General features: G+C 51.3%; 16 protein-coding genes, 1 tRNA gene and 2 rRNA genes. 9 read left to right on the top strand and 10 right to left on the bottom strand.

Translation table 11 applies throughout. The features are described 5' to 3' along the window. Positions 1-568 (top strand): 23S ribosomal RNA (locus NZM04_05925); the annotation flags it as partial. Between the two features lie 149 nt (positions 569-717). Beyond that, a 5S ribosomal RNA gene (gene rrf, locus NZM04_05920) occupies positions 718-833 on the top strand. A gap of 254 nt (positions 834-1,087) precedes the next feature. Here the strand turns inward: rrf and NZM04_05915 are convergent. The 3 genes from NZM04_05915 to NZM04_05905 all read right to left on the bottom strand — a co-directional run bounded on the left by NZM04_05915 (position 1,088) and on the right by NZM04_05905 (position 2,444). Next, a tRNA-Ser gene (locus NZM04_05915) sits at positions 1,088-1,174 on the bottom strand. 57 nt (positions 1,175-1,231) lie between these two features. After that, a complete protein-coding gene (locus tag NZM04_05910) occupies positions 1,232-1,942 on the bottom strand; it encodes a DUF1573 domain-containing protein (protein MCS7063566.1) in 711 nt (236 codons plus the stop codon). A 25-nt stretch (positions 1,943-1,967) separates the two neighbouring features. Continuing rightward, positions 1,968-2,444 carry a hypothetical protein gene (locus NZM04_05905; GenBank protein MCS7063565.1) on the bottom strand — a complete coding sequence of 159 codons (477 nt, stop codon included), beginning with the start codon at positions 2,442-2,444 and terminating at the stop codon, positions 1,968-1,970. Between the two features lie 83 nt (positions 2,445-2,527). Here NZM04_05905 and NZM04_05900 point away from each other — a divergent pair, with 83 nt between their 5' ends. The 5 genes from NZM04_05900 (at position 2,528) to NZM04_05880 (ending at position 6,995) form a co-directional block, all read left to right on the top strand. After that, positions 2,528-3,400, top strand: coding sequence for a sugar ABC transporter permease (locus tag NZM04_05900; protein ID MCS7063564.1), 873 nt, complete (start codon positions 2,528-2,530; stop codon positions 3,398-3,400). A 137-nt stretch (positions 3,401-3,537) separates the two neighbouring features. Continuing rightward, positions 3,538-4,140, top strand: a complete 603-nt coding sequence (locus tag NZM04_05895; GenBank protein MCS7063563.1) for a LemA family protein — start codon at positions 3,538-3,540, stop codon at positions 4,138-4,140. 60 nt (positions 4,141-4,200) lie between these two features. Beyond that, on the top strand, positions 4,201-6,033 hold the full coding sequence (locus NZM04_05890) for a M48 family metallopeptidase (GenBank protein ID MCS7063562.1): 1,833 nt from the start codon (positions 4,201-4,203) through the stop codon (positions 6,031-6,033). A gap of 59 nt (positions 6,034-6,092) precedes the next feature. Next, positions 6,093-6,680: a ribonuclease H-like domain-containing protein gene (locus tag NZM04_05885; protein MCS7063561.1), complete on the top strand. Its 588-nt coding sequence runs from the start codon at positions 6,093-6,095 to the stop codon at positions 6,678-6,680. A gap of 18 nt (positions 6,681-6,698) precedes the next feature. Further along, positions 6,699-6,995 carry a hypothetical protein gene (locus NZM04_05880; GenBank protein MCS7063560.1) on the top strand — a complete coding sequence of 99 codons (297 nt, stop codon included), beginning with the start codon at positions 6,699-6,701 and terminating at the stop codon, positions 6,993-6,995. 57 nt (positions 6,996-7,052) lie between these two features. On the opposite strand, the gene NZM04_05875 is transcribed toward NZM04_05880, so the two are convergent. The 5 genes from NZM04_05875 to NZM04_05855 all read right to left on the bottom strand — a co-directional run bounded on the left by NZM04_05875 (position 7,053) and on the right by NZM04_05855 (position 14,113). After that, positions 7,053-10,193, bottom strand: coding sequence for a CusA/CzcA family heavy metal efflux RND transporter (locus NZM04_05875; protein MCS7063559.1), 3,141 nt, complete (start codon positions 10,191-10,193; stop codon positions 7,053-7,055). A 4-nt stretch (positions 10,194-10,197) separates the two neighbouring features. Continuing rightward, positions 10,198-10,968, bottom strand: coding sequence for a hypothetical protein (locus NZM04_05870; protein MCS7063558.1), 771 nt, complete (start codon positions 10,966-10,968; stop codon positions 10,198-10,200). Next, the gene (locus tag NZM04_05865; GenBank protein ID MCS7063557.1) at positions 10,965-12,350 is read right to left on the bottom strand and encodes a TolC family protein; all 1,386 of its coding nucleotides are present in this window, start codon (positions 12,348-12,350) and stop codon (positions 10,965-10,967) included. The genes NZM04_05870 and NZM04_05865 overlap by 4 nt, the downstream gene beginning before the upstream one ends. Positions 12,351-12,518: 168 nt before the next feature. After that, a complete protein-coding gene (locus NZM04_05860; GenBank protein MCS7063556.1) occupies positions 12,519-12,905 on the bottom strand; it encodes a hypothetical protein in 387 nt (128 codons plus the stop codon). 53 nt (positions 12,906-12,958) lie between these two features. Next, the gene (locus NZM04_05855) at positions 12,959-14,113 is read right to left on the bottom strand and encodes a M20 family metallopeptidase (GenBank protein MCS7063555.1); all 1,155 of its coding nucleotides are present in this window, start codon (positions 14,111-14,113) and stop codon (positions 12,959-12,961) included. Between the two features lie 309 nt (positions 14,114-14,422). On the opposite strand from NZM04_05855, the gene NZM04_05850 reads away from it, so the two are divergent. Then, positions 14,423-14,623, top strand: a complete 201-nt coding sequence (locus NZM04_05850; GenBank protein MCS7063554.1) for a hypothetical protein — start codon at positions 14,423-14,425, stop codon at positions 14,621-14,623. A 133-nt stretch (positions 14,624-14,756) separates the two neighbouring features. Here NZM04_05850 and pssA read toward each other — a convergent pair whose 3' ends face one another. Beyond that, positions 14,757-15,650 carry a CDP-diacylglycerol--serine O-phosphatidyltransferase gene (gene pssA, locus NZM04_05845; GenBank protein ID MCS7063553.1) on the bottom strand — a complete coding sequence of 298 codons (894 nt, stop codon included), beginning with the start codon at positions 15,648-15,650 and terminating at the stop codon, positions 14,757-14,759. An 18-nt stretch (positions 15,651-15,668) separates the two neighbouring features. Further along, positions 15,669-16,319 (bottom strand): phosphatidylserine decarboxylase, encoded by a 651-nt coding sequence (locus tag NZM04_05840; protein MCS7063552.1) that lies wholly within the window; start codon positions 16,317-16,319, stop codon positions 15,669-15,671. 101 nt (positions 16,320-16,420) lie between these two features. On the opposite strand from NZM04_05840, the gene raiA reads away from it, so the two are divergent. Further along, positions 16,421-16,774 carry a ribosome-associated translation inhibitor RaiA gene (raiA, locus tag NZM04_05835; GenBank protein ID MCS7063551.1) on the top strand — a complete coding sequence of 118 codons (354 nt, stop codon included), beginning with the start codon at positions 16,421-16,423 and terminating at the stop codon, positions 16,772-16,774. Positions 16,775-16,789: the final 15 nt, after the last annotated feature.

The raw sequence follows: 16,789 nt of genomic DNA, 5'->3' as shown, positions 1-16,789 counted from the left end.
GAGCGTATGGGTATAAGGTAGCTTAACTGTGAGACCTACAAGTCGATCAGATACGAAAGTAGGGCCAAATGATCCGGTGGTTGAAAGTGGAATCGCCATCGCTCAACGGACAAAAGGTACGCCAGGGATAACAGGCTGATCGCGCCCAAGAGTTCATATCGACGGCGCGGTTTGGCACCTCGATGTCGGCTCATCGCATCCTGGGGCTGGAGAAGGTCCCAAGGGTCGGGCTGTTCGCCCGTTAAAGCGGTACGCGAGCTGGGTTCAGAACGTCGTGAGACAGTTCGGTCCTTATCCACTGTGGGCGCAAGAAACGTGAGGGGTTCACTCTCTAGTACGAGAGGACCGAGAGTGACGCACCTCTGGTGTTCCGGTTGTCGCATCAGCGGCAGCGCCGGGTAGCTATGTGCGGAAAGGATAAGCGCTGAAAGCATCTAAGCGCCAAGCCTCTCCCAAGATAACGTTTCTCCATCAAGGCCGAGGAAGACTACCTCGTTGATAGGTCGCAGGTGTAAGCGTGGTGACACGTTCAGCCGAGCGATACTAATAGCCTGATTGTTTGGGTTCTAATCCACAACTTCTTGCCAAAGCTGCGTTGTCCATAGCTCTATCGGTAGTTTTCAAAGAACTCGCGTTCTTTTCTCATCCGCACCGTCTCACCACATGATAACCAGAGCCAGATGCCTTGGCTTATCTAAGCTCCGACAAGACATCCCCTCTGGTGATCATAGAGACGTGGCCCCACCCGGTCCCATCCCGAACCCGGAAGTGAAACGCGTCATCGCCGATGATAGTGCAACGATAGGTTGCGCGAAAGTAGGTCGTTGCCAGAACTCCAAGCCCCGCTCGGGCCAATCTGAGCGGGGCTTTTCGTTATGCTCACCTAATCATCCGCGACATCACAAACACACCTACTCCAAGACAAAAAATTACAACTCGATGGTGAAAGTCTAGCTTCTGAGGCCTAGACTAGACGCATTGTCGAGTATTCTCGCCCATCACGTCGCATTACCTGTGCTTGGCTGCAGTAATAAAGCCGTTTCCTTTTTCCAATCGACCTCAAAAAAGCCTTCACACCCAACTTTAACGGACAGGGAGGGATTCGAACCCTCGAACGGTTTTAGCCGTTACACGCTCTCCAGGCGTGCCCTTTAAACCACTCAGGCACCTGTCCTTAAAATTTTTTAACTAAGCCCACACCTCCGCGCTAGACAATTTTACAAGCAGCGGCTCACTGAGACGTTGCCGTCGAAGCCGTCGGAGGAGACGGCGGCGGAATAACACGCGCGCTGATACGAAAAGTGCGAGGATTAGTTCGTGGATAGTCTGTCTGGATCCAGATGGAACCGAAAATATCAGCATCAGTTTTTCTAGCTGAAACGTGGACTTCGTAGTTTTTCCCCTCCTCAATAGTTTTAAGTTCAGCAGAGAAATTTTCATTATCCGAGTGCACTTGCAAAATTCGGACAGGCTCATTTACGCCGACTGAAATCCGAGAAATTTTCGGAGAGACTGTGTCTTGCGGCGTCCAAAAGATAAAATTCGGCTCAATCTTTAAAATAACAGGAATTTCAACCCTCAGAGTCAAAATTGTAGGCTCATTAGGTTTATCGGAGGTCGTAATGGTAACGGTTTTCGTTTGCTGACCTATGCGATCGCCGTGGTCGAAGACGACCTCGATCTCTCCTTTCTCGCCGGGAGCATAATCACGCTTGTTGCCATTTGGCAAAGCCGCTGTGCAACCACAAGAAGATTGGATACTTGTAATCGTGATCGTCTCTTTACCATCATTGATAAAAGGAAATCGGGCAACCGTCCGGATATGCTCCGGCTTAGCTTTGAAATCAATCTCCTTCACCGGCCAAAAGAGCTCAGCGTGCAATCTAGCATGGCTGGCAACTATCGCCACCATGGCAATGCTAATGTTCCTGATAGTTTTCATAAGTTCATAAAAGCTTAATCATTTTTTACTCAAGCGAATCCGTAGATTCATTCAGATGCGCCTTGAGTTTCCGCTTAAAATCCCGCACCGCAGTGTCTCCTAAAGCTTTAACAATTCGCGAAGAAAGCGACGCTATGTGAGTCAATCCGTCCGCAGTATAGGCCGCAACAGCAGGCGGTTTCCCTCCGACTAAATTCGGATTAAGTCCCACCTGCAATTCCTTCGGCAAATTCCGAAGGTGCTCTTTCTCCACGCCTACCACGACACAACGTCCATCAACCATATCCAACAAATTGAGCGTCTCCCCCACTTCACGGCGTCGCGCCTCCGGATCATAATACAAAAGCGCAAGAAGCTTGCCGCGCTCTTGGGCTTTTGCCTTCGCCTCCTCAAGCTGATCTAGCCGCATTACCTTTCTGGGTAACTCCAGCTGAGCAACCAAACACGTCAAAACACAACACCAAACTACTAGAGCATACCAAAACACAGTCAGATAACGCATACCATCCTAAAAACTAAACACCCTACAATCCAAAAGCAAGCTTTGCCAAAAAAAAGCTCTGCATTAATCTCCCCTGCATCAAAATGACTACTCCTCCCGACACCTACTCCACCCCTAGCTCACCCCGCCGCCATTCTCTTGGCCAAGTTCTCGCGGCTTATGCCCTCCTAGTAGTATTTTCCATCTTTGCTCTCTACCCGCTCACTCAGATCATCACCATCTCCCTCCGCCCGAGCAATCAACTGCTCTCTACCTCACTCGCCCTCATTCCACAAGGCGCCACATTTGAAAGTTACGTCAAACTCCTCTTTGAAACCGACTACCTACGCTGGCTCCTCAACTCAACCCTAATTGCACTAACAGTCACCGTCACCGGCGTCGCAATCGCCTCCACAGCAGCCTACGGCTTATCCCGCTTCCGTTTTTGGGGACGCAACGCCATCCTCTCTGGACTCCTAATCACACAAATGTTCCCAGCCACAATGCTCCTTCTCCCCCTATATTTAATGCTCATCCAGCTAGGCCTCATCAACTCCTACCTCGGCGTCATCGTCATCTACCTTGCCACAGCACTGCCCTTTTGCGTATGGCAACTCAAAGGCTACTACGACACCATCCCCACCTCCCTCGAAGAAGCCGCCCTCATTGATGGCTGCACCCCTTGGCAAACCTTCCGCAAAATCGTCCTCCCGCTCGCCGCCCCCGGCCTGGCAATCACCGCGCTCTTTTCCTTCATGACGGCTTGGAACGAATACGTCGTCGCCGCCCTCGTCCTCCAAGAAACCCACCTCTTCACACTACCCATGGGCTTGCGCAGTTTCATGGGCAACATGAATACCGAGTGGGGCCTCTACGCGGCAGGCGCCTTGATCGTTTCCGTCCCAGCCGTCACCGTTTTTCTCCTCGTCTCCCGCTTCCTCGTCTCAGGCCTTACCGCCGGTGGAGTCAAAGAATAAATTCGGTAAAACCAAACCCCCGATAATTTTACCCCACCCTCCCCTCCAGAAACCAATCCACCAGTCCGCCCTCACTCATCAACTCACCCTCACAAAAATGCTTTGTCAGTCCCCATCTCTAAGGCTAAGACATTCCCATGAGCCTCATCACCCTCCTCTCCATAGCAATCATTGCAGTCATCCTTATTCTAGCTATTTGGGCAGTCGGCGTCTACAACCGCCTTATCAATCTCCGCAACCAATTCAAAAATGCCTTCGCACAAATCGACGTCCAACTCAAACGCCGCTACGACCTCATCCCCAACCTCGTCGAAACCGCAAAAGCCTACCTTAAACACGAACGCGAAACCCTTGAAGCCGTCATCGCAGCCCGTTCACGCGCCGTCTCCGCCAATAACAAAGCTGCCGCCAACCCTGCCGACTCCGCTGCCATTGCCCAACTCGCTGCCGCCGAAGGTGGCCTTGCCTCGGCCCTAGGCCGCCTCTTCGCCCTCGCCGAAGCCTATCCAGACCTCAAAGCCAATCAAACCATGGCTCAACTCTCCGAAGAACTCACCTCCACCGAAAACAAAATCTCCTTCGCCCGTCAAGCTTTCAACGACGCCGTCATGCTCTACAACACTCAACGCGAAATTTTCCCCAACAACCTCATCGCCGCCCTCTTCAACTTCTCCGAAGCACGCCTCTTCGAAATCGAAAACGAAGCCGAAAGACAAGCCCCACAAGTCAAATTCACATAACCACTCGCTCCACAGCACGGCGTTCCCCCCCTTTCTCCCCTCACCTCACAGAAAGGCCAAATGAATTTTTTTGAACACCAAGCCGTTCGCCGCAGAAACACCCGCAAGCTCCTATTCCTCTTCTTCCTCGCAGTCCTAGGCACCATCGCAGGCGTCTACCTTCTTTGCTCGCCACTCTGGCAACCTCCCGACTCCCCCACATGGATCCTCTGGAATCCCGAAGCCGCCCTCTACATCAGCATTGCCGTATCCATCATCATTCTAATCGGCGCCTTACACCGTTTACAAACCCTTAAAGGCGGAGGAGCTGCCATAGCCCGCGCCCTCGGAGGCCGAGAAATCAAGCCCGGTCACCTCTCCGGCCTCGCAGAAAAACGCCTCTACAACGTCGTCGAAGAAATGGCCATCGCCTCCGGCACACCCATCCCACGCATCTTCATCCTCGATCAAGAAAATGGCATCAACGCCTTCGCCGCAGGCTACAGCATCCAAGATGCCGCCATCGCCGTATCCAGAGGCTGTCTCGAGCAACTTACCCGCGACGAATTACAAGGCGTCGTCGCTCATGAATTCAGTCACATCTTAAACGGCGACATGCGCCTCAACATCCGCCTCATCGCCATCCTCGCAGGCATCCTATTCCTCACTTTCATCGGACGCGTCCTGATCGAGATTGGTGGACGCTCTCGCAGTGACCGAAACACCCCCTCAATCCTCTTAATCCTCGGCGGTCTCGGTCTTATCCTCATAGGTTACATCGGCGTCTTCTTCGGTCGACTTATACAAGCTGCCGTCTCCCGACAACGAGAATATCTCGCCGACGCCTCAGCTGTCCAATTCACCCGCAATCCCAACGGCATCGCCGGCGCCCTCACCAAAATCATGAAATGGAAACACGGAGCAGAAATCCACAACCCCATGGCTGTAGAGACCAGCCATATGTTTTTCGCACAAGCAATAACTTATTCCCTAGCCAGACTTTTCGCCACCCACCCCCCTTTGGAAAAACGCATCGCCGCCATCAAACAAGTCCCCATAAAATCCATCCCCAAAGCCACTCCCTCTACCCCTCACACCGCATTCGGACAACCTCACCTCATCAATCACTTCATCCACTCCATTGGCCAAGTCACACAAAACCCCGGTCAAATCGCCAACCATATCATCCCTCAAATCCACCCCGACATTTGGCAGTCCTGCCACCACCCCTCTCAAGTCCAAGCCATCATCCTCGCCTTGCTACTCTCAGGAAATAAAACCGTGCAAGACACTCAACTAAAATTCATCCAACATGACTACGACGAAGACCTCTGCCACAAAGTCACCACCCTCCATTCCCTTCTCCCTTCAAAAAACTCACTCCGCTGGCTCATCCTTCAAGCCGCCACACCTGCTCTCCGCGAAACCCCCTCCCCACAACGTGAAAAATTCCTCCACCTCACACGCAAGCTCACCCTCGCTGATGGCCGCCTCAACCTCTTTGAATTCACCATAGAAATCCTCCTGGAAAAATGGCTCCAAGCCATCCCCCCTCAACGACGCCCCCTCTCCCGCTCCAACCCCACATTCATCTCTGCCACAGCCAACCTCCTCCTAGCACTAGCCAAAACCAGCTACCGCGACAATCCCGAAGCCCTCGCCCAAGCCCTCCACTCAGGCTGGCAACTCCTCTTCCTCAACACTCCCCCTCCAGAGCACAAAGAAGTCACCTACCGCGATCTTCGCGAATCCCTCCTCTCCCTCGACGCCACAGAAGCAGAAACAAAAGAGCTACTCCTCACAGCATGCGTAACGATCGTCACCCACGACCAAAAAATCTACGAAGCCGAAAAAGACCTCCTCCGCATGATCGCCTTGATCTGGGACTGCCCACTCCCTCTGGAACTCGATTAAATAAACGCCACATACTTGTCGAAAACGTCACCCCTTTGCTATAAACACCCAACAACCTCATGCACAACCTCGTCTACTTCGACCTCGAAACGCAAAATGCCTTCCGTGGCGCACTTCGAGACCCCTCCCAACTCAAAATCTCCATCGCCGTCACCTACACAACCGCTCACCGCACCTACACCATCTACACCGAAAACGAAATCCCCCAACTCCTCGACACCCTACAACGTGCCGATGCCGTCATCGGTTACAACATCCTCGATTTCGACTTTCGCGTCCTATCCAACTACACCCTCTTCGATCTCTCCCACATCCCCACGCTCGACTTAATGAAAGATCTCGAACGCTCCATCGGCAATCGTATCGGCCTCACCGCAGTCGCCCAAGCCACCCTAGGCATCGGAAAAACCAGTGACGGCCTCGAAGCCATCCGCCTCTGGCAAGCAAAACAATACCGCCAAGTCGCCGAATACTGCTGTTACGACGTAAAACTCACACGCCTCCTCCATGAATACGGCGCCTACCACGGCAAAATCCACTACATGAATAAACGCACCCTCAAAATGGAACAGGCCCTAGTCTCCTGGAAACCCCAAGACATCCTCGCAAAAAACCGCACCTTAGCCACCACTTCCAATTTCAACTAAACCTCACACCCCCCCTCTATGCGTCGTGACATAAACTGGCACCAAACAACCACCTCCGGCACCTACGCCGTGCGCGTCACCTTCTTCGGCGGAAAATTCAAATTCCAATTCAAAGACGAAGGAAGCGATCGTTGGGACTACGACCGCGAGCCATCCCTGGAAGATATCGAGCAACTCGTCGAAACCTTAGAACGTTACTACCCTCGCGGCCGCTGCACACACAAAGAACTCCTCATCGCTCGCGGCCTCCTCTGTGAATACCAAGCCAAACAAAAAATACATCGTTCAGAAAAAAACCGCAATAAACCATCCTAACTATCGACCAGAAAATACCCATAGTAACCCGCTTCATTCTCCAGGATCCACTCCCATCTACTCTCTCGAGCCATCCGAGAAACTCTCCACCCAATCATAAAGCACAGGGAGAACAACCAACGTCAGAAAAGTCGCGCTCAACACACCTCCGATCACCACAGTCGCTAAAGGACGCTGCACTTCGGCACCTGTCCCCGTCGCTATCGCCATCGGCACAAAGCCTATAGCCGTGGTAAGAGCCGTCATAAGTTTCGGCCGCAGCCGCGTCAAAGTCCCCACCCACACCGCTTCGCGCAAAGACATCCCAGACTGACGGAGCTGATTGATAAAACTCACCAACATCACCCCGTTTAACACCGCAATCCCCGACAACGCAATAAAACCGATCCCCGCAGAAATCGTAAAAGGCATCCCTCGCCACCATAGTGCCCACACGCCCCCCGTCATCGCCAACGGCACACACAGCATCACCAACGTCGCTTGCCGCCACGATCTGAAGCTCAAAAAAAGCAGACCTAAAATCATCGCTAAAGCCACCGGCACCACCACACTCAATCGCTGCCGCGCTTCAATCAAATTTTTAAACTGCCCGCCAAACTCATAAAAATAGCCCGAAGGCCAGTTCATCTCCCTCTGAAGGCGCATCTGCGCCTCTCGCACGAAACTTTCCATGTCTCGCCCTCTAGGATTAATCATAATCACAACGCGCCGCTGATTCCACTCGCGAAAGATTGTTCCCACAGCATCGATCACTTTCACCTCTGCCACTTCACCCAAAGGAAGGATTTCCCCGCGCTCCGTTTGCAGCGGGAGCCGCTCATATTCCGAAATCTCTCTCCTTAAGCCCTCTTTTAGCCGCACCACAATATCTAATCGCCGATTGCCTTCTATAAATTGGCCCACTTCCTCTCCGCCCAATGCTTGTGCGACGACACGGCCAATCTCCTCTCCCTGCACACCGTATCGTGATAAAGCCTCAGGCTTAGGAATTATTTCCACCATAGGTTGACGACCAATCGGATCCACCTCCACATCACCTGCCCCCGAAATATCAACGAGAATTTCACGCGCCTGAGCAGCAAGCTCTTCGAGCGTTTCAAAATCGTCCCCATAGATTTTCAAAGCCAAATTAGCCCGCGCTCCAGCCATAATCTCGTTAAATCGCAATTGAATAGGCTGCGTAAAAAGAAACGCCTGTCCTGGCGCTTTTACCTCGAGCATTTCCCGCATCAGCTCGATAAGCCGTTCTTTGGAAATCGTTCGCCCGTTCTCTTTCCGCCATGTTTCGCGTGGATTCAACATAATGTATGTATCAGCCACATTCGGTCCCATCGGATCCATTGCAATCTCAGCAGTCCCGATGCGTGAAAAGATGTGGCGAATCTCAGGAAAGTGCTTAAGCAACAACTCCTCCGTGCGTTTCTGCATCGTTAACGATGCTTCTAATCCTACGCTCGCCCCGCGAATCATCTGCAACGAAAGATCCCCTTCATCAAGCTGCGGCACAAATTCCGCTCCAAGCTGCTTAAAAATTAACCACGAAAAAATAAAAAGAATAACCGCTGCCCCGACGACACCGCCGCGATGTGCGAATGCCATTTTCAATATAGGCCTGTAGATCGCCTTGCACAGCCGCACCAGCAGACTTTCTTCTTCTGCAAACTTCCCCTTCAAAAAAAGCGCTCCCAATGCCGGCATCAACGTCAGCGATAAAATGAGTGCACCGATTAAACAAAACATCACTGCTACAGCCATCGGCTGAAACATTTTTCCTTCGATACCCGTTAAACTCAGAATCGGAACATAAACCACAGTGATGATTAACACGCCGAAAAACATCGGCTTTGCTACCTCTGCACCTGCCTGTATCGCGATGTCAAAACGTTCACCAGCGCTTAGCTCGCGTCCTAAAGCGCGCCGTCGCTCTCCAATTCGACGAACGATATTTTCAATCATCACTACCGCTCCATCCACGATCAGCCCAAAATCTATCGCGCCAAGGCTCATGAGATTGGCGCTCAACCCACAGGAGACCATGCCCGTGATCGCCAAGAGAAATGAAAGCGGTATCGCAAGCGTGACGATAATCGCGCCGCGCCAATTCCCAAGTAGGAGAAGAAGGACAGCGACTACAAGAACAGCACCGTGGAAGAGATTTTGTTCGACAGTGCGGATCGTCTTATTCACCAACACAGAGCGATCATAGCCCTCTCGAATTTCTATCCCCTCGGGAAGTTGTTTTTGAATTTCGCGAAGACGCTTTTTTACGGCTTGGGCTACAACTCGACTGTTTTCACCTGCGAGCATAACCGCGATCCCGACAACGGCTTCTTCTCCATTTTCAGTCGAAGCACCGTAACGAAACGCGTGCGAGATCGAGATCTCGGCCAGATCCCCAAGAAGAATAGGTCGCACCCCGGCTGCATAGCGGATCGGAATTTTTGAAATTTCCTCTATCCCTGCTGCTTGAGTGCGCGCGCGAATGACGATTTGCTCGTGCCCGATCTCTACATGACCTCCTCCGGAGTTTTGCATATTTTTACGAATCACATGGATCAACTCCTCAAAGCCAATGCTGTGGTGACTTAATTTTTCTGGATCAGGGGCAATAAGAATTTGGCGTGTATATCCGCCGGAGGTGTTGACTTCGGCAATTCCCGGCGTTTGACGCAAGAGAGGTTTAATCATGTATTCCTGCACAAGCGATAGCTCTTGAAGCTGCTGATATTGCTCTGCAGGCTTATGCGGAGCATCCGCACGGTAAGCGACGATGTAGTAGAAGATTTCTCCTAAGCCTGTGGCGATAGGAGCTAGCGTGGGAGTGAGTCCATCAGGAATCGTTTCTCCAAGGCCTGCGATGCGCTCCGCAACGAGTTGCCGAGCGCGATAAATGTCCGTTCCATCTTTGAAGTTGAGGACAACTTGTGATAGGCCAAATTTCGAGATAGAGCGCAGCTCCGTCAAATGCGGAAGCCCTGCCATTGCGGTTTCGATAGGGGTGGTGACCAGACGTTCAATTTCCTCCGGAGCAAGTGTGGGGACTTCGGTGTTGATTTGCACTTGCACCGGCGTGATGTCGGGCACGGCATCAATAGGAATGTGAAAAGCAGCCGCGATGCCGATGAGCGCTGCAGCTACCGATACAAAGATTACCTCCCAAGGGTGCCGGATGGATAAAGCAACGATACGTTCAAGCATAATTTTAGTGTGCGTGGATGCAGCCTTTGCCTTGATTCGTGGCATGAAGTTCAATCATCCAGAGAGCAAAAGCGCCTTCTGTGACGACGACATCACCTTCACCCAGGCCTTCGATGACTTGAAATGTGTCCTCCGTCACTGCACGGGTAAGAATTTGTCTTCGATAAAAGGCATCTTCTTGAAGCACGTAAACAAAAGCTCCGCGAACCGTTTGAATTATAGCCTTCGAGGGAATCTGGACTGATAAGGGCGCATCGTCAGAAGAGAAATAAGCCTGACCTTCGACGAAATCTCCGATGCGGAGTGTAGAAGGGGGGACGTGAGTTTTGAGGATTATTTCCGAGGTCACTGTCGTTTGCGCTTGCAAACGGTTTTCAACAGGGACTGCTGGCCATGTGGCTTGTAGATGCTTCACAGAAAAAGAGGTGGCTTGCCTGAGGTTCATGGTTTTGTTTGATGGGAATTTTGCGGATAACCAAACGGTATCTGCTGTTGGCATTTCTTTTTTGATCTCTCGCACTTGCGCAGTAAAAGCGACGGGTGATGCTCCGCTCGTAACAGGTTTTACCGTCTCGAGCTTGATATTAAGGGCTTCACGGGTGGCACAGCTCAAAACGATGCCGTGTTCATCATTGATATGCCAAGGCTCCTCTTGATCATGGTGCGTGTGTTGTTCATGGGCGTGTATCGTTTCCGAAGTATGGCTCAAGAAGAGGTGCGGAGTCAGAAGTGTGGCTATAAAGAGTTTTCTCCAGTCGTGAGTTTGTTTTTTCATGATCGTGATTTTTTGGTTTTTGAGGCGGGCAGTTGTTGAGGGGCGGTCAACATGTTCATCCTCGTTGTTGAAGCTAAAGCTTGAGCGAGTGCATCAAGGCGCGTCTGTGCTAGAGAGAGATATTCTCGCTGCATGTCGAGGTAGAGCTGGACTGGGATAGCTCCGGCTGCAAATTGACTGGCAGCGAGGTTCGCCGTTTCTTCCGCAGTCTTTAACCGGCTTTCAGTTATCTCCTCTAGGAGGCGCTTTGAGCGATGCCACTCGCGATGAAGTTTGGCGATTTCGATTTGGGCTTCGTATTGAGCAAGGGCTAGCGCGGCTTTGCTGAGCTCGTGTTGAGCCTGTGCTTGAGCGATTTCTCCTTTGTTGAAATCCCATAGTGGGAGCGGTAGCGAGAAGGTGATTCCAAGAGTGCTCTCAAGCTCCTCAGCTTCTTCTCGGCTGTAGTATGGGCCGAGCGTAAGATCGGGCGCGGCACCTTGGCGAGCGAGATGCAGACGTAAAAGTGCAGTTTCAAGCTCCAGGGCGCGAAGCTTTACTCGTGGATGATGATGGGATGCGGATTGCAGAAGTGTTTTGAGCGGACGCGGTGGGGGCGGTATGGTCGTGGGAAGTGAGACTTGTAGATGTGCATCACTGGGAGCCTGGCGAAGGAGGTTGAGCTCGAACTGCAATTCTTGTGCGCGGTTTTCAATTTCTAGCATTTGCTGAAAGAAGGCAGTGGCTGCGGATTCGAGGAGTTGATATTCGATTTGGGCAGGTGGAGTGATTCGCGGTCGCTGTGCTAGGGCCGTGATGACTTCTCGAACTTGATCCGTGACAGCTTTGGCGCGGCGTGAGATTTCTTGAAGAGCGGCAAGTCTGACGGCTTGCTCGTAGGCGCGAGTCTTGAGTTCGTGTTTGAATTGGTCGTAGGCAAGCTCAGCGAGAGAGATATTTCGGTCGGCGATGGCGCGACGGAGGATGCGCTTCCCGGGCCATTCAATATTGAGAGTAAGCGCGGCGCTGAAAGAGAGGCCATCTTTGGGGGAGGAGTCTTCGGGTTTGTTTCTTTTTGCGCCGAGTTGTGTGGAGAGCTCTGGCCTTGGCCAGGCTAGAGCTGCAGAACGTGCGCCTTTAGCAGCCGCAATCTCTGCAGCTGCCATTTGAAGCGCTGGATTATGAGTAATGGCTTGACGAGCGATTTCTTCTGGCGTGAGGGCATGTGACGTGAGAGCTGGCGCAAGGGTTAAGGTGAAAGTTAAACAAAAAACTTTTAAGCTGTGGAACTCATTCGAAGCTGATAAACAAATGGAATGGAAGCAGTGTAGTTGGGGAAATGCTCCGATAGCCGGAAAGACAAGCGGTCGGAGGTGGGTGGGATGAAGGAAGTTTATTTTCATAATTGAGGGAGAAGAGGATGGTTTCAACAGAGGAGCACGGAGCATGCTGAGCACACGAGAGCGGTGGGAGCACTAGCGAGCTGTATGGGCTTATCTTCCCACAGAGGAGTGGGCCCAGCACGCTAATTTGCGTTCATCGCGAGCGTCTCGCGACGGGCTTAAATCGCACTACGGAAGCTGAGGAGGGTGCTCTATCTCAAGGATAGGCGGCTCAGGTGGATGTTTTTGAATGATAACGTAGTGAACTTCAGAAGATACTAAATGAGGTGAAAAAGTGGGGCGTGATTGAATGAACATCTGTCCGTGAGGGCATAGAGAGTGAGGGCAGGGTTCTGAAGATACGGGGGAGGAATGGTCGGCGGGATCGGGCGTGCAAGCCTGCTCGTGGGAACAAGGGGCGCTAGCCCAAGATGCGGCTTCGTTACTGGGACAAGTAAAGATTCCGGCTATAAAGGCTACTATGGAAGCAATCTTTAGGTATGCGATGGGATTCCATGCTGATGAGATCAAGTCAAGCTTGGTGAAGAAACTCAGGATGTGGTTAATCCCAACCATAAGTCAAATAGTTTAAGCCTTAATGAGGCAAGTGAGGCAACGAAAAAAACTTTTCAGACGTTGGCCAGAAAACGCTCATACCGCTTCACGCCTTCCTCGAGATCTTTTTGGCGAATAAATTCATCCACTGTGTGAGCTTGACGAATACTGCCGGGGCCAAAGGCGACGGCGGGGATGCCGCGTTGGGCGAAGATTGCGGCATCGCAAAACCATGGCGCTGTCTGCAATCCCCTTGAGACTCGCGCTAATTTTTGCACCCACGGATTCTGCGGTGACACCTCCATGGGAGGACGGTAGCCGATTAATCTAGTGCGAATTGTCCAGCCTTCTTGTCTGGCTTGTTTTTGGATAAAACGAAGCACCGCTGTGTGTGTCAATCCCGGCACACTGCGGCAGTCTATTTCGATGCGGCAACGATCCGGGACAATGTTCACCTTGCTGCCACCTGAGATCGTGCCGATGTTGAACGTAGGACTTCCAAGTGTTGAAGACTTGAACTTCGCGAGGAATTTCGGAAATGCGCTCTGGAACCATACCAAAAAGCGCGCCATTTCATTGATTGCATTTTTGCCTCGATCCGGAGTAGAAGCGTGGCAAGCTTTTCCACGAGTCTCGACCTCAATCCAAATCGCACCCTTGTGGGCATATACTACGCGAAATTCTGTGGGTTCCCCTACCAAGACAAAATCTAACGGCACAGAGCCATCGCGAGCGATGGCTTGTGCGCCCTCGTTACCGGCTTCTTCGCCCATTAAGCCGAGGAAATAGACTTCGTTTTGTGATTGGGCTCGCTGTGGGCTCGAGGCCCAAGTTTTCAAAGCCCATAACATAGCGGCCATGGGCCCTTTCGTATCAGTGCTGCCGCGGCCGTATATGCGCCCGTCGGCTACTCGCGGCTTGAAGGGTTCAATGGTCATGCCGAGCACACTCACTGTGTCGGTATGGGGAGCAAAGGCAATTCGCTCGACATGTCCATTTGATGTTTGCGCTCGGCCTCCTAGAAATCGTGCGCGGACGTTGGGACGATGAGGATAGACGGGCATCAGTTCGACTTCATCTGCGCCGATCCTTTTTAGGTAATCAGCCAAGTAATGCGCAATCGAGTCTTCGTTAACGCCCTCTGTGCCAGGGGTCCCTGTAGGATTGACGCTCGGGATTTGTATCAGCTCACATAACAGTTCGGTCACGTCGCGTGGGTTTTTATTCATAAAACAGGCGGCTTTTTGGAATAATTTCGAATCTCGACTTCAGTCGCTGTGTGGCTGGCTCTGAGTGAAGTTCGTTTTCCGAGCAAGCCTAGCACAAAACTTCCCTGCGTCGCACCAAAAATGCCTTTGTTTTTTTGGCATTACTTTATGTTATTTTTCTCTGAGCAAACGATTGGGGGGAGAGGCCCTTAATTTAATTTACCTATCGTCTTGATTATAATGCGCTTGCAATAGATAACTACTTCGGATCTTGGGTTCTTTAGAAATTAGTATCGCTGTTGGCACGCATTTTTCTTCATTTGTAAGGGTATGAGTGAATTCGTTACACATATGTTTATCTCGTTTGCGATGGGAGAGTGGAAGCAAATTAGGGATATGGCTCAAGAAGTAGATTCAGAGACATACAAAGCTACTTCGCCTCTACATGGCACAACAGCTCCCATGCACAGTGAGGTGAAGATTCGAGACATTCTCGAGCGTCCCACTAAGGAGCCGATCTTTGCTTCATAGTGCTTGCTGTGCAGGGGAAACGTAGAGCGTCTCAACCCTCGTAAGAGATAAACCACTAGAAAGGCTTAGCTAAAAGCTTGGTATTATTCTGCTGGGTTAAAAGCAGAGGATGAAAACATGGGCTTTTAGAATTTTACTGACGTGGATTTTGGTCGTTTTCAGCATCCCACTCTCCCTGCTCGATCTCTCGTCGCATACCGAGAGATAGCAGCGGACGGATGAATCCGTATACAAAATAGAGCAAAAAAACTATCGCTACTGCCCAAGGGAAAAAGAAAACCAACAGCACGACTCCCAAGACAATAGCGATAAACCAGGTCAACTTTGGCTTTGTGCCCCATCCAAGTCCTTTAAAGCTCGGGTAGCGCATTTTGCTGAACATCATAAAAGAGAGCAGCACTAACAAGAGCACGAGGCAGTAGCGCCACCATCCTTCTACGAAGGCACTTCCTTTTTCATAAAATGCGAGCATCACCATCACAATCGATGCGATCAGACCTGCAGCAGCGGGTATGGGAAATCCCTTAAATTCTTTAGCGCTCTCTGTCCCTTGTATCGAGGAAGCGTAGGAATTAAATCGAGCGAGCCTGAGGGCTCCACAGAGAAGGTAAAATGAGGCCACGAGCCATCCAAGCCTCATTGGAAACTCATACAATACGATGTGATAAACCAGGAGAGCTGGCGCCACACCAAAGCTGACTACATCGGCGAGGGAGTCAAATTCCCGGCCAAAAAGACTATCCTTTCCTCCAAGTCGCGCCAATCGGCCATCGAGGACGTCAAATATGCATGCTCCTAAAATCAAAAAGAGCGCCATTTCGATACTTTCTACCCAAGATTCTTCACCCATTCGCCGTAGGGAGGCTCCTTCGAAAATTTTTAGCACGGCTCCAAAACCGCAAAGCAAATTGCCAGCGGTCATGAGATTGGGTAACAGATAGATACGTGTATCGGCAGGCTCGACCTCTTCGGGGCGTAGGCTTTCGTCGCATTGCTGGAGCTCTTTATTTTCTAAGTCCTCGGCCATGGTTTGAGTTATCTTTGGTTAGACGCAGCGAGCGATCACCGTCTCTCCAGCACGGACGCGATCGCCGATTTTCACTTGCACTGGCCAAGAGAGCGGAAAAAAAACGTCCGTTCTAGATCCAAATCGAATCATTCCGAGCCGTTCACCTCGGGCTACGATATCTCCTTCTCGGCCCCAGGCTACGATGCGGCGCGCGATGAGCCCTGTAATTTGGCGGACTAGAATGCGTCCCCAAATTGTCTCGATGATCCAATCCATGCGAGCGTTGCGAGTAGCGCTTTCGGTTTTTCGAGCATCAAGGAAGAGGCCTCCTACTCGCTTTTGGGAAACTATGCGTCCTGAGAGTGGATAACGGTTTACATGCACATCGAAGACGGAGAGGAAAATGGAGACTCGTTTGACTTTTGTTTTGCCGAGCTCTGCCAGGTGGACTTCTTCGATATTTGTGATTATGCCATCGGCTGCGGCGACCATGTTTTCTTCGCCTCCTGGTGGGTTGCGCTCTGGATCACGGAAGAAAAGGAGGACTGCGATGCTGAGGATTAAAAGCGTCATGCCGACAGACCATCCCCATATGTGAGGTAAAAAGACGGCGAGCACGCCGCCGAGGATAGCGATCGGCGCACCTATGATGAATCCATCGATCCATCCTGGGCCGAGCTTGATCATGCGCGCAGCCTACCAGCTCTTTTAATGGTGGAGAAACAGAAAAATCGCATAGACATGATGCATGCTTTTGCTAGGTTAGATGACTACCTTTTTATTTACTCATGCAAATTCACATTAGCCCTCGTGACGTAAAATTAACTCCTGCGATTCATGCTTACATTGCTCAAAAGGTTGGTCATCTTGAGCATTACGCTGGTGAAATTATTGGTGCACATGTTGCGATCTGGCACGATCAAGATAAGGCTAATAAGCATGCATTTATTGTTAAGATCCATCTGGCGCTTCCTGGGCCGGATATTCATGCAGAGGATCATGGCCACGATCTGTATTCGGCGATTGATATTGTATGTGATCGGTTGGCGGAGCAGCTTCGCCATCGAAAATCTCGTCGGCAAAGCCGCACACGTCGTGAAGCGCGCCGGACTAAAGAGTCGCTTCGTAAAAACGGTCCATAAATTGGTTTGGTAAAA

Source organism: Candidatus Methylacidiphilales bacterium (assembly GCA_025056655.1).
In the GTDB taxonomy this organism is placed as follows: Bacteria; Verrucomicrobiota; Verrucomicrobiia; order Methylacidiphilales; family JANWVL01; genus JANWVL01.
This window is presented reverse-complemented; position numbering and strand designations above follow the sequence as displayed.